The organism is Streptomyces sp. NPDC000404, assembly GCF_040300365.1.
Classification (GTDB): domain Bacteria; phylum Actinomycetota; class Actinomycetes; order Streptomycetales; family Streptomycetaceae; genus Streptomyces; species Streptomyces ramulosus.
Window position 1 is genome coordinate 158,578 of the sequence record NZ_JBEPDN010000009.1, and the last position, 12,360, is coordinate 170,937.

Sequence of the window (12,360 nt, forward strand, 5' to 3'; positions counted from 1 at the left end):
CGCCCCTCGCGCCTACAGCGCCAACCGCCGGAACGTCCGCCGCGGCAGATGCCGCACCGCCGCCATCACATACCGCAGCTTCCCCGGCACCCACACCACCTCCGACCTGCGCCGCAGCCCCGCCTCGACCGCCTCGGCGACCTCCTCCGGCGTGGTCACCAGCGGCGCCGGCGCCAGCTCCGGCGTCATCCGCGTCCGCACCCGGCCCGGCCGCACGACCATGACGTGTACCCCCGCCCCGTGCAGCGCGTCGCCGAGCCCCTGCGCGAACGCGTCCAGACCCGCCTTGCTCGATCCGTAGAGGAAGTCCGAGCGCCGGGCCCGTTCGGACGAGGCGGAGGACAGCACGACCAGCGAGCCACCGCCCTGGTATCGCAGTTCCTGGCCGCAGATGAGGGCGGCGGAGACGGCGCCGGTGTAGTTGGTCTGCGCGAGCCGGACCGCGTGCCGGGTGTCGCGTTCGTCGCGCGGCTGGTCGCCGAGCACGCCGAACGCCAGCAGCACCACGTCCAGCTCGCCCTCGGCGAAGACCGCCTCCAGCGTCTCCCGGTGGCCGGCCGTCTCCAGCGCGTCGAACGCGACGGTCCGCACCCGCGCGCCGTACGCCCGCAGCCGGTCCGCCGCCTCCTCCAGGCCCGGCGACGGGCGCCCGGCCAGCCAGATCGTCCGGGTGCGGCGGGCGGCCAGCCGCGCCGCGGTGGCCAGGGCGATCTCGGAGGTCCCGCCGAGCACCAGCAGCGACCGCGGGCTCCCACAGGCGTCGTTCATGCCGCGACCGTAGACGGTGTGACATCCCTACTAGTCGTCCGAACCGCCCGCCCCGACCACGTCTCGCCCGAACGGGTGGCCGCCTCCGTACACCGCACCGCAACCGCCACCCGTAGGCATCCGCTGACGGGGTATGCGGACGCTAAGGTTCCGGATCACCCGGCCCGACGACGCGCTACGAGGGGAACGCCATGGACTGGCTGAGCAGGCTGCCGCTGATCGGACCGGCGGTGACCTGGCTGATGACCACTCACCTGTGGCGGGCCTGGACCCGGATACAGCGGGTGCACTGGACCCGGCTGGCCGCGGCGATCACCTTCACCAGCTTCGTCGCGCTCTTCCCGCTGATCACCGTCGGCGCCGCGATCGGCGCCGCCGTCCTCAGCCAGAGCCAACTCCACTCCCTGGAGACCCGGCTCGCCGCCCAGATCCCCGGCATCTCCGGCCAACTCGACCTGGGCGCACTGGTCGACAACGCCAAAACCGTCGGCCTCATCGCGGGCGCCGCCCTGCTCTTCACCGGCATCGGCTGGATCCAGGCGCTCCGCGACTGCCTGCGCGCCGTCTGGGAGCGGGCGGACGACGACACCAACTTCTTCCTCGGCAAGCTCCGCGACGGCGCCGTCCTCATCGGTCTCGGCGGCGTCGCCCTGCTCTCCGTCGCCTGCTCCGTCTTCGCCTCCGCCGCCGTCGGCCGCGCCGCCGACAGCGTGGGGCTGGGCGGTGGCGGCGCCGGCGGCGCCCTGCTGACCGCCGCCGGCTTCTGCATCGCCGTCCTGGCCGACTTCCTGCTGCTGATCTACGTCCTGACCCGGCTGCCCGGCGTCCGCCCGCCGCGCCGCGCCCTCCTCACCGCCGGACTCATCGGCGCCGTCGGCTTCGAACTCCTGAAACTGCTGCTCAGCGGCTACCTCCAGGGCGTCGCCGCCAAGAGCATGTACGGCGCCTTCGGCACCCCCGTCGCCCTCCTCCTGTGGATCAACTTCACCGCCAAGCTCCTGGTCTTCTGCGCGGCATGGACGGCCACGCAGCACCCGGAGGACGAACCGGCGGGGACGGAGCCGCAGCCGGCGGACGGGGCGGACGACGGCGGGAAGCCGACGAGGCCGGGCGGGCCCGAGGCCGGGAAGCCGGCGGAGCCGGGCGGGCCCGAGGCTGGGAAGCCGGCGGAGCCTGGCGGGCCCCCGACCACTCCGACCGGGTGACCGTCCCGCCGGCCGCCCCGCCCCACTTCCTCACCTCACCGACGCCGCCGCGACCCCCGCCGTACCGCCTCCGGCAGCGGTCGGCGCCGGCGCACCACCAGGGCCACCGCCCCCACCGCGACCAGCGCACCGCCGGCCACCGCGACCGCCGTCCACGCACCGCCCGACGAATCGGTCGCCTCCAGCGCGGAGGAATCCTGGCCCTTCCCGGACTTGCCGTCGTCGCCACCGGCGCCGTGGTGCCCGGCGGCCGTCGCGTCCCCCTCCTCGCTCCGCGGCCCGACCAGCCGCCCGACCGGCTCGACCTTGCCCGCCGCCGAGAACCCCCAGTCGAAGAGCGCCGCGGCCTCCTTGTACGCCTCGTTGCGCTCCTGCTTCGCCGGGTTCATGACGGTGACCAGCAGCTTCCGCGCCCCGTGCTGGGCGACGACGGTGAGCGTGTTCCCGGCGTGCGTCGTGTAGCCGTTCTTCACCCCGGCGATCCCCGGGTACGGCTCGAGGCCGTAATCGCCGCTGAGCAAGCGGTTGGTGTTCTGGATCCCGAACGACGTCCGCTTGCCGTTCTTGTCCTTGTCCCCGGGGAACTGCGCATTCGCCGTCGAGCAGTACTCCCGGAAGTCGGCGTTCTGCAGCCCGGCGCGCGCGAACAGGCTCAGGTCGTACGCGCTGGAGACCTGGCCCGGCGCGTCGTAGCCGTCCGGCGTGACGACATGGGTGTCGACGGCGTTCAGGTCCTTGGCCCGCTGCCGCATCTCCGCGACCGTCGCCTCCGTGCCGCCGTTCATCGCCGAGAGCGTGTGCACCGCGTCGTTGCCGGACCGCAGGAAGACCCCGAGCCACAGGTCGTGGACGGTGTACGTCAGGTTCTCCTTTATCCCGACCAGGCTGCTGCCCGCGCCCATGCCCTCCAGATCCGCCGGCTTGACCGTGTACTTCTCGTCCTTGCGGAACTTCGGCAGAACCGTATCGGCGAACAGCATCTTCAACGTGCTGGCCGGCGGCAGCTGCCAGTGCGGGTTCTTCGCCGCCAGCACCTCACCGGACTCCGCGTCGGACACGATCCACGACCGCGCCGAGATCTCCTTCGGCACCTTCGGCGCCCCGTCCCTCAGCTGCACCTGCACACCGGGCACGCCCAGCCGCTCACCCCCGACCCGCGACATCACCGCAGGTGGCGCGGGTTCCTTCGGCTGCTTCGCCCCGTCACCGTCCGCGGCGTACGCGGCGTGGCCGCCGGCCACCACGGGCGGCACCAGCAGCGCGGACAGGGCGAGCGCGGAGACGGCCCGGCGGCCACGCGGGGCGGGGACACGGGGCGCGGAGGCGGGCGCCGTACGGGGGCCCGGGACCGCACCGCCCGGGGCACCGGCCGAACCCGGACGGGCGCCGGCGGGCGCGGACGCGGCGCCCCGGCGGAAGGCACCACGAGGCGCGGGCGAGGGGACCGAGGAGGAGGACATCATCGACACGTTTGCGAACGTACCCGCCGCCCCTGCGCCGCCGCCCGCCACCCTGCGAATTCTTGCCCCGGTACGGGCCTCCGCGACGTCCTCCCGCCCCGGGCCCCGGCCCTCGTCCGCCCCGGGGCTCTGAAACCGGCTCACTGGATCACCTTTCCGCGGTCACTCGACACAGGACGGCGACCAGGCGGAAGATCAGTCCGGACCGGTGCCGCCGCTGTCGCCTCCCTGTTGGATGACACGCACGCCCACCGGGTTGCGCCCCTGGTCATCCGAAGACGCACCGTCCGAAGACACGCCATCCGAAGGCGCACCGTCCGAAGACGCGCCATCCGAAGGCGCACCGTCCGAAGACGCGCCGCAACGGTCCCGGACCGCTACGCGTTCTCCTCATCCCGCAGCCGCGCATGCGCCCGCACGCCACGGAAACCGATCACACCGATCGCCGTTCCCAGAAGGAAAGAGGTAATCGCCAACACGAGATGCACCCAGAAATACCCGGTCGGATTCCCCGCCCCGTCAAAGGCGAGCCCACTGGCATCCTTGACCAGGTTCTTGACAAAGGTGACCCACACCACCCACGACCACACCCCGAAGGCGAGCAGGAACCACGAAACGGAACGGCTGAGCTTCACGGACAAGCTCCTTTACTAAGGCGAAGGGACTTCCAGTATCCCGCCCTCGCCCCGCGCTTTACCGTCGAGGTGCCGACGGGAGCGACGGATGCGGCCTCCGCTCCTCCGGGCCCCCACTTCACCACCGGGAGAGCCGAGTTGACCGGCCCCTTCGGCCTCGGGCGCCGAGCGTCCACCTCGATGTACCGACCGCGCGGAAGGTTGCCTCGACTTGGTAACAACACCTCTACAGAGCGTGGCGTCATCTGGCGCTAAATCGGACACATCAGGACTTTCGATGTTGCCCGAGCGGACCCTAACTCCCTAGTATTGACACTCTTTACGCTGCCCTTAGAGAAGCTCAGCCGGGCACGAAATGCAGGACAACGGGGGAGTGGTCACTGTGAGCGAGAAGTTCCAAGTCGATCTCGACGAGCTGGACGGGGTCGTGCGCCGGCTCAAGCACCTGCAGGCCGACATGGACGAGCCGAACGAGAAGATCAAATACAGCACGGTCATCCCCAAGTCCGCATTCGGTGTCGACTTCGACGAGGCGCATGATCTCAGCAGTGCGCACGACGAGATGCACAACTACATGACACAGGTCATCACCGCCCTCCAGGACCTCATCCGGGACTTCAGCGGGAAAGCCGAGCGCAGCCACGGTGCATACGACGACCGGGAGCAAGAGACGAAGGCATCGATGAGTAGCTGACCTCGGGGTGCGAGGGCGGCTGTATCGGCGATGACTAGGGGGAGAAGACCATGCCGGGCACGATGGACAACGACGGCAACAAGGCGTACGCGAAGCAGATCGATCAGAAGCACCGCACCGAGGGGATGAAGCAGTTCGACGGGTACAAGCCCGTCAAGAAGTCCACCTCGGACTTTCATCACCACGGCATCAACGCGTTGCGCAAGATGCTGGAGAACGCTTCCCCGGAGGCCCTGGAGCGATCCGGTGACCATTGGCGGGCATCAGCCGATCGGCTCGCGGGCGAGGACGGCCGAGGCGGGATCCGCAAGGCTTTCGCCGACGCGGTGGACCACGCATCGAAGCACTGGAGCGGCACGGCCGCCGACGCGTTCCGGCGTGAGTCGGTGAAGGTCCTGGAGAAGATCGATCGCACCTACCTCCATGCCCGCAAGATCGAAGCCGTGCTCATCGGCAGCCGGTCGGCGGGGCCCCAGGCCAGCGTCGCCCACAGCCTCCGCGAGGCCAAGAAGGCCATGTCCAAGATCGAGGATCCGGGCAAGGTCGAGAGCGCCTTCAACTCTTCGGGTGACGACTCCCAGTTCCACAAGGACATGGCGAATCCGAAGATGGACGCCAAGATGGCCCTCGAACTCAACCGGGACAAGCTCTCGCTGAGCAAGGAGCGCCAGGTCGAAGCGGTCATCGTGATGGAGGAACTGGCCGCGAACTACCGTGCCCAGCACCAGCAGATCACGCCCGGCCCACCCCCTGGAGGGGGAGGGGACTGGCCCACCAAGCCTGATCCGTACTCGCCTCCGGCCCCGGTCAACATGCCGATCACAGGAGGGACTTCCCCCACTCCGGGATCGGTTTCGCCCCACGTTCGAGGCGGCGGCGCGGGCATCCGGCGTGATGCGCTCGGAAACATCAAGTCGCTCGGACCGGTCCCTCAGACCGACCTCGACAGTGTCCACGGCGGACTGCCCACACCGACGACTCCCGCCATCGGCAGCGGGTTCCCCGGAGGTGGGGGCGGCTCCGGCAGTACCAACTCAGGCGGTGGGATCGGCGGAATGGGCGTGCCCGGTCTCATCGGTATGCCGGGCGCCGGAGGTATGCGGTCCGGCACCGGTGCCGGTATCGGCGGCGCGCGCCCCGGAGCAGTGGGAAGTGGTGTCCCCGGTGCCGGAAAGGGCAAGCCCGGCGGCCCGGCCGGCGGCCTGAAGCAGGGCGGCGCCGGTCTGCACCGCAGCCGCGGCGGGGCCCAGGGCGGACCGGGCATGGCCGGCGCCGCGGGCAAGGGCAAAAAGGAGAAGAAGGCCGAGGGCAAGGAGCGCCCCGACTACCTTGTCGAGGACGAAGAGACGTGGACCTCGCAGCGTAATGTGGCGCCCCGCGTGATCGAGTAGCACGAGACGACGGCTCCGGCGGCCCTGCCGGTGCTCAGAGGTGCCCCGCACGGCCTGGTGCGGGGCACCTTCGCAGGCGGTCGGCTGCCGCCCGGGACGAAGCAAGTGAGGAGCAAGGCATGAGGGTCACACGTACCCTTCGCGCGACCGTTGGTGCTGCGCTGACCGGAGCGCTTTTCCTCGGCACCGGTGGGTGGGCCGCCGCGGATGAGTCCGGCAGCGGTCAGTGGCCGCTGGGTTCCACTGCTTTTGATGCGGCGAGCACCCATGAGCAGGCGACAGGAAAGGGCGTAACGGTTGCCGTGATCGATGGTGGGTTCTTCACGGACCACCAGGACCTCACCGGGAAGTTTCTGGCGGGACACGAATTTCCGAATTCCACCGCCGAAGGTGAGTACCAGCCCGAGCCGGGCGAGAATCCGCGTACCCATGGCACCAGCATGGCTGCCCTGATTGCCGGTCACGGGCACGGACCGGGGGGAAGTCAGGGCCTCAAAGGTCTGGCTCCTGGCGCGAAAATCTTGCCTCTCACAGCGGACAAGAATTCTTCCGAGGCCGTTCGGTACGCAGTTGACCACGGCGCCGACGTCATCAGCATGTCGTTCGTGGCGGACAAGAACACTCCGGACCTGTGCGAATCGCTTCATTACGCCGTCGAGCAGGGCGTGGTGGCCGTGGCGGGTGTCGGCAACGACGGGCTCTCGGAAAAGAATCTTCCCGCGGGCTGCCCCGGCGTGATCGGTGTGGGCGCGGTTGACGAGTACGGCAAGGTCTGGGACGGCAGCAACTACAACTCCAACGTGGACCTCCTGGCCCCGGGTGTTGACGTCCCCGTCCTCAGCGCCGACGGCAAGAGCTACGGCAAGTCCAGCGGTACCTCCATCTCCACCGCTTACGTCTCCGCCACCGCGGCTCTTCTCAAGGAGAAGTTCCCGGACCTCACGCCTGGGCAGATCGCCAACCGTCTGGTGAAGACCGCCGGACTGCCGGCATCGGCGGAGAAGGACGGACTCAAGCTCCCCGACGCGCACTACGGCTACGGCTTCATCAAGCCGCTGGTGGCGCTGACGAAGGACATCCCTGCCGGTCCTGCCGCCGGTCCGCTCCCCATGCCGGAGGGGAAGGCGTCGAAGACGCCGGTTGTTGCGGGGGCGGACAAGGGGCAGGATCCTGATCCGCCGATGGGTGGGAAGCAGGCGGTGCTGTTGTACGGGGGTATCGGGTTGGGTGTGGTGATCGTGCTCGGTGTGGTCATCGGTGGCGTGATGCTGGTACGGCGTCGGGGGAACTCGGGCAGCCAGTCCTGGGGCTGAGGTCCCGCGTAGGCATTCCGAACGAACGTCAGAGGGCCGTCATCCGCCGCGGTGGGTGACGGCCCTCCGTCCATGGACCATCCCTGCCTCGACGGCATCGCATGCCCCTGCCCCGGTCGTGAAGGGGGGAGGAGATCGAGCCCGGCCAGGGACGTCGCGTCCAGACAGCAGAGCGAGAGGGAGCGAAGATGAGGGTCACCCGGGCATTGCGCGCCACGGCGGGCGCCGCGTTGACGGGAGCGCTGCTGCTGTCCGCGGGCGGAGCTGCGCAGGCGGACTCCGTTCGCAGCAATCAGTGGCCGCTGACGGCCTTCAAGGCGGAGAAATTGTGGGAGTCGGCCACCGGTAAGGGCGTCACCGTCGCGGTCCTCGACGGAGGGTTCCGGGAGACTCACCAGGACCTGAGCGGTCAGTTCGTCGCGGGGAAGAACTTCGCGAACACCTCGCAGGGCGACGGTTCCGACTCGCTGGGCGAGGACGAGGACATCCGCGATCACGGCACCGCGATGGCCGGGATCATCGCCGGGCACGGGCACGGAGCCGGCGGCTCCGAGGGCGTGAAGGGGCTGGCGCCCGGGGCCAAGATCATGCCGGTGCCGACGTACAAGAACGCCGCGGCGGCGACCCGTTGGGCGGCCGAGCACGGTGCGGACGTCATCAACATGTCCTTCATCGAGACGCAGTCGACGGACATCTGCCCGGCGATCCACTACGCCCTGGAGAAGGGCGCGGTGGTGGTGGCAGGTGTCGGCAACGACGCGGTCGCGGACAAGGAGTTCCCCGCGGCGTGCCCGGGGGCGATCGGCGTCGGGGCGGTGGACGAGTACGGCGAGGCGTCCGACTCCAACAACTACAACTCCACCCTTGACCTCCTCGCCCCAGGGGTGAAGATCCCGGTCGCCATGGGCAAGAGCGATGCCGACTACCGCACCGCGGACGGCAGTTCGGCGGCCACCGCCTATGTCTCCGCCACCGCGGCTCTCCTCAAGGAGAAGTTCCCGGACCTCACCCCGGGGCAGATCGCCAACCGTCTGGTGAAGACCGCCGGGCTGGCGCAGGCGGAGAAGGACAAGAACCTCAAGCTCCCCGACGCGCACTACGGCTACGGCTACATCCAGCCCGGTCCGGCGCTGCGGGAGGACATCCCCGCCGGTCCCGCGGCCGGTCCGCTCCCCATGCCGGAGGGGAAGGCGTCGAAGACGCCGGTTGTTGCGGGGGCGGACAAGGGGCAGGATCCTGATCCGCCGATGGGTGGGAAGCAGGCGGTGCTGCTGTACGGCGGTATCGGGTTGGGTGTGGTGATCGTGCTCGGTGTGGTCATCGGTGGGGTGATGCTGGTACGGCGTCGGGGGAACTCGGGCAGCCAGTCCTGGGGCTGAGGCGGCCCGCCACGTCGCGCGCAAGCGCACCGGTCGCGCACAAGCGCACCATCGCGCGTAAGCGCACCAAGGAATCCGCGACATCGGTCGCGTTCACGGTTGAGGCCGCTGCCCGGCACCGGGTGGCGGCCTCAACCGTGTGCGGGGGCGGGGGCAGGGAAGGCCGTCCCGGGCGGGCCGGGCCGGGTCGTCCCGGCGGGCCAGGCGGGACGTTCCGGACGGGTCCCGGGCGGGCCGTTCCGGGCGGGAGAAAACCGGACGACATGCCCGCCTGCCCGCTGCTACGTTCCTGCTCATGGACCCCATAGGCGAAAAGCAGATCCGTGCCTCCTTTGTGAACTGTTCGAAGGGGGAGGCGGGGCGGATCAATCTGCCCCGGGAAATGGGGGAGCTGCCGTGGGGGGACCTCGACTTCCTGGGGTGGCGGGATCAGGGGGCGCCGGACCGGAGCTATCTCGTGGTGCCGCGGGCGGACGGGCTGACGGGGGTCACGCTGCGGGTGCCGCAGGGGGTGCGGCGGAGTTTCACGAAGACGACGGTCTGCTCGGTGTGCCTCACGGGGCATCCCGGCTCCGGCGTCAGCCTGCTCGCCGCCCGCCGCGCGGGCGCCTCCGGGCGCGAGGGGAACACCGTGGGGGCGTATTTCTGCGCCGATCTCGCCTGCTCGCTGTACGTCCGCGGGAAGAAGCGCTCGCAGCTCGCCGCCCGGTACGAGGAGACGCTGCCGGTCGAGGAGCGGATCGCGCGGATGATGCGGAATCTGGACGAGTTCCTGGAGAAGGTGACGGCGGGGGCGTCGGCGGCCCGCAGGCGGTAGAGGGCAGGGCCCGCCGGGCGGCCGCGCCTTGGCGCCCGGTCCGCCCGGGGCCGCAGGCTTCCCATGGGAAAGGCCCCGCACCCGGAATCCGGATGCGGGGCCTTTCCCATGCCCCTGGGTCCCCGGCCGCCGTGCGGCGGCCGGGGACGGAGATCAGAAGCGCCGGGTGATCAGCGCTCGCTTGACCTCCTGGATGGCCTTGGTGACCTCGATACCGCGCGGGCAGGCGTCCGTGCAGTTGAAGGTCGTGCGGCAGCGCCAGACGCCGTCCTTGTCGTTGAGGATTTCGAGACGCTGCTCGCCACCCTCGTCACGGCTGTCGAAGATGAAGCGGTGCGCGTTGACGATCGCGGCGGGGCCGAAGTACTGACCGTCGTTCCAGAACACCGGGCAGGACGACGTGCACGCGGCGCACAGGATGCACTTGGTGGTGTCGTCGAAGCGCTCGCGGTCCTCGGGGGACTGCAGGCGCTCGCGGGTCGGCTCGTTGCCCTTGGTGATCAGGAAGGGCATCACGTCGCGGTACGCCTGGAAGAACGGCTCCATGTCCACGACCAGGTCCTTGAGGACCGTCAGGCCCTTGATGGCCTCGATCGTGATCGGCTTCTGCGGGTTGATGTCCTTGATCAGCGTCTTGCACGCCAGACGGTTCTTGCCGTTGATGCGCATGGCGTCGGAACCGCAGATGCCGTGGGCGCAGGAGCGGCGGAACGTCAGGGTGCCGTCCTGGTCCCACTTGATCTTGTGGAGGGCGTCGAGGACACGCTCCTTCGGGTCGATGTCGAGCTGGAAGTCCTGCCAGCTCGCCTCCTCCGAGACCTCCGGGTTGAACCGGCGGATCCGGAAGGTGACCGTGATCGTGTGGGAAGCGGTGTTCTCGGCCGCGTCCAGCGCCGCGGAGTGCTTGTCGAGAGTCGGGGTGCTCATCAGTACTTACGCTCCATCGGCTGGTAGCGGGTCTGGACGACCGGCTTGTAGTCGAGACGGATCGACTCCTTGCCGTCCGCGCCGACCTCGCGGTACGCCATGGTGTGCCGCATGAAGTTGACGTCGTCGCGGTTCGGGAAGTCCTCGCGGTAGTGACCGCCGCGGGACTCCTTGCGGGCCAGGGCGGAGACCGCCATGACCTCGGCCAGGTCGAGGAGGTTGCCCAGCTCGATGGCCTCCAGCAGGTCGGTGTTGAACCGCTTGCCCTTGTCCTGGATGGACACGTTCAGGTAGCGCTCGCGCAGCTCGCCGATCTTCTCGACCGCGGTCTTGATCGTCTGCTCGGTGCGGAACACCATCACGTTGGCGTCCATGCACTCCTGCAGCTCCTTGCGGAGCTCGGTGACGCGCTCGGTGCCGGTGGAGTTCCGCAGCCGCTCGACCTGGTCGACGACCTGCTGCGCCGGGTTCTCGGGCAGCTCGACGAAGTCGTGGCCCTCGGAGTACTCGGCGGCGGCGATGCCCGCGCGGCGGCCGAACACGTTGATGTCCAGCAGCGAGTTGGTGCCCAGGCGGTTGGCGCCGTGGACGGAGACGCAGGCGACCTCGCCGGCGGCGTACAGACCCGGGACGACGGTGGTGTTGTCCGCCAGGACCTCACCCTCGACGTTGGTCGGGATGCCGCCCATGGCGTAGTGCGCGGTCGGCTGGATCGGGATCGGGTCCGTGTAGGGCTCGATACCGAGGTAGGTCCGCGCGAACTCGGTGATGTCGGGCAGCTTGGCGTCCAGCTGCTCCGGCGGGAGGTGCGTGAGGTCGAGGTAGACGTGGTCGCCCTCGGGACCGCAGCCGCGGCCCTCACGGATCTCGGTGTAGATGGAGCGCGAGACGACGTCACGGGACGCGAGGTCCTTCATGACCGGCGCGTACTTCTCCATGAAGCGCTCGCCGTCCTTGTTGCGGAGGATGCCGCCCTCACCACGGGCGCCCTCCGTCAGCAGGATGCCCATGCGCCAGATGCCGGTCGGGTGGAACTGGAAGAACTCCATGTCCTCCAGCGGCAGACCCCGGCGGTAGCAGGCGGCCTGGCCGTCACCGGTCAGCGTGTGCGCGTTGGAGGTCACCTTGAAGAACTTGCCGGTGCCGCCGGAGGCGTAGATGACCGACTTCGCCTGGAAGACGTGGATCTCGCCGGTGGCCAGCTCGTAGGCGACGACGCCGGCGGACTTCTTGACGCCGTCCTCCTCGACGACCAGCTGGTCCAGGACGTAGAACTCGTTGAAGAACTCCACGCCCTCCTTGACACAGTTCTGGTAGAGCGTCTGGAGGATCATGTGGCCGGTGCGGTCGCCCGAGTAGCAGGCGCGGCGGACCGGGGCCTCACCGTGGTTGCGGGAGTGACCGCCGAACCGGCGCTGGTCGATCTCGCCCTTGGGCGTACGGCCGAACGGCAGGCCCATCTTCTCCAGGTCGAGAACGGCGTCGATGGCCTCCTTCGCCAGGATCTCGGCGGCGTCCTGGTCGACCAGGTAGTCGCCGCCCTTGATCGTGTCGAAGGTGTGCCACTCCCAGTTGTCCTCCTCGACGTTGGCCAGGGCGGCGGCCATGCCGCCCTGCGCCGCGCCGGTGTGGGAGCGGGTCGGGTAGAGCTTCGTCAGGACCGCGGTGCGGCTGCGCTTCGTCGACTCGATCGCCGCGCGCATGCCCGCGCCGCCGGCGCCGACGATGACGGTGTCGTACTTGTGGATCTTCATTGGTCTCGTCAGCCCCG

The 12,360-nt window shown here is 69.6% G+C and carries 11 protein-coding genes; 6 read left to right on the forward strand and 5 right to left on the reverse strand.

Annotated elements, in window-relative coordinates; translation table 11 throughout:
* Positions 1-12 precede the first annotated feature (12 nt).
* A complete protein-coding gene (dprE2, locus tag ABT345_RS19095) occupies positions 13-768 on the reverse strand; it encodes a decaprenylphospho-beta-D-erythro-pentofuranosid-2-ulose 2-reductase (RefSeq protein WP_345079751.1) in 756 nt (251 codons plus the stop codon).
* Between the two features lie 191 nt (positions 769-959).
* Here dprE2 and ABT345_RS19100 point away from each other — a divergent pair, with 191 nt between their 5' ends.
* A complete protein-coding gene (locus ABT345_RS19100) occupies positions 960-1,973 on the forward strand; it encodes a YihY/virulence factor BrkB family protein (protein WP_345079754.1) in 1,014 nt (337 codons plus the stop codon).
* Between the two features lie 35 nt (positions 1,974-2,008).
* Here the strand turns inward: ABT345_RS19100 and ABT345_RS19105 are convergent, their stop codons facing one another.
* Both ABT345_RS19105 and ABT345_RS19110 read right to left on the reverse strand, forming a co-directional pair.
* Entirely contained in the window at positions 2,009-3,433 is a 1,425-nt protein-coding gene (locus ABT345_RS19105) for a D-alanyl-D-alanine carboxypeptidase family protein (protein ID WP_345079930.1), read from the reverse strand.
* A 377-nt stretch (positions 3,434-3,810) separates the two neighbouring features.
* Positions 3,811-4,068: an SCO4848 family membrane protein gene (locus ABT345_RS19110; protein WP_345079757.1), complete on the reverse strand. Its 258-nt coding sequence runs from the start codon at positions 4,066-4,068 to the stop codon at positions 3,811-3,813.
* Between the two features lie 382 nt (positions 4,069-4,450).
* On the opposite strand from ABT345_RS19110, the gene ABT345_RS19115 reads away from it, so the two are divergent.
* The 5 genes from ABT345_RS19115 to ABT345_RS19135 all read left to right on the forward strand — a co-directional run bounded on the left by ABT345_RS19115 (position 4,451) and on the right by ABT345_RS19135 (position 9,662).
* Positions 4,451-4,762: a DUF2563 family protein gene (locus ABT345_RS19115; protein WP_345079760.1), complete on the forward strand. Its 312-nt coding sequence runs from the start codon at positions 4,451-4,453 to the stop codon at positions 4,760-4,762.
* A 50-nt stretch (positions 4,763-4,812) separates the two neighbouring features.
* Positions 4,813-6,153 (forward strand): hypothetical protein, encoded by a 1,341-nt coding sequence (locus ABT345_RS19120; RefSeq protein ID WP_345079763.1) that lies wholly within the window; start codon positions 4,813-4,815, stop codon positions 6,151-6,153.
* A 119-nt stretch (positions 6,154-6,272) separates the two neighbouring features.
* Positions 6,273-7,466, forward strand: a complete 1,194-nt coding sequence (locus tag ABT345_RS19125; RefSeq protein ID WP_345079766.1) for a S8 family serine peptidase — start codon at positions 6,273-6,275, stop codon at positions 7,464-7,466.
* Between the two features lie 188 nt (positions 7,467-7,654).
* Positions 7,655-8,845: a S8 family peptidase gene (locus tag ABT345_RS19130; RefSeq protein WP_345079769.1), complete on the forward strand. Its 1,191-nt coding sequence runs from the start codon at positions 7,655-7,657 to the stop codon at positions 8,843-8,845.
* Between the two features lie 295 nt (positions 8,846-9,140).
* A complete protein-coding gene (locus tag ABT345_RS19135; protein ID WP_345079772.1) occupies positions 9,141-9,662 on the forward strand; it encodes an FBP domain-containing protein in 522 nt (173 codons plus the stop codon).
* A 153-nt stretch (positions 9,663-9,815) separates the two neighbouring features.
* Here the strand turns inward: ABT345_RS19135 and ABT345_RS19140 are convergent, their stop codons facing one another.
* Together ABT345_RS19140 and sdhA are read right to left on the reverse strand one after the other, a co-directional pair.
* The gene (locus ABT345_RS19140; RefSeq protein WP_345079775.1) at positions 9,816-10,589 is read right to left on the reverse strand and encodes a succinate dehydrogenase iron-sulfur subunit; all 774 of its coding nucleotides are present in this window, start codon (positions 10,587-10,589) and stop codon (positions 9,816-9,818) included.
* Positions 10,589-12,343: a succinate dehydrogenase flavoprotein subunit gene (gene sdhA / locus ABT345_RS19145; protein WP_345079778.1), complete on the reverse strand. Its 1,755-nt coding sequence runs from the start codon at positions 12,341-12,343 to the stop codon at positions 10,589-10,591. The genes ABT345_RS19140 and sdhA overlap by 1 nt, the downstream gene beginning before the upstream one ends.
* Positions 12,344-12,360 lie beyond the last annotated feature (17 nt).

What these genes read in the sequence shown, in the direction of transcription:
- ABT345_RS19130 (WP_345079769.1), top strand. Translation starts at nt 7,655, where the DNA reads ATGAGGGTCACCCGGGCATTGCGCGCCACGGCGGGCGCCGCGTTGACG.
- ABT345_RS19140 (WP_345079775.1), bottom strand. Translation starts at nt 10,589, where the DNA reads ATGAGCACCCCGACTCTCGACAAGCACTCCGCGGCGCTGGACGCGGCC.
- dprE2 (WP_345079751.1), bottom strand. Translation starts at nt 768, where the DNA reads ATGAACGACGCCTGTGGGAGCCCGCGGTCGCTGCTGGTGCTCGGCGGG.
- ABT345_RS19120 (WP_345079763.1), top strand. Translation starts at nt 4,813, where the DNA reads ATGCCGGGCACGATGGACAACGACGGCAACAAGGCGTACGCGAAGCAG.
- sdhA (WP_345079778.1), bottom strand. Translation starts at nt 12,343, where the DNA reads ATGAAGATCCACAAGTACGACACCGTCATCGTCGGCGCCGGCGGCGCG.
- ABT345_RS19100 (WP_345079754.1), top strand. Translation starts at nt 960, where the DNA reads ATGGACTGGCTGAGCAGGCTGCCGCTGATCGGACCGGCGGTGACCTGG.
- ABT345_RS19125 (WP_345079766.1), top strand. Translation starts at nt 6,273, where the DNA reads ATGAGGGTCACACGTACCCTTCGCGCGACCGTTGGTGCTGCGCTGACC.
- ABT345_RS19135 (WP_345079772.1), top strand. Translation starts at nt 9,141, where the DNA reads ATGGACCCCATAGGCGAAAAGCAGATCCGTGCCTCCTTTGTGAACTGT.
- ABT345_RS19105 (WP_345079930.1), bottom strand. Translation starts at nt 3,433, where the DNA reads ATGTCCTCCTCCTCGGTCCCCTCGCCCGCGCCTCGTGGTGCCTTCCGC.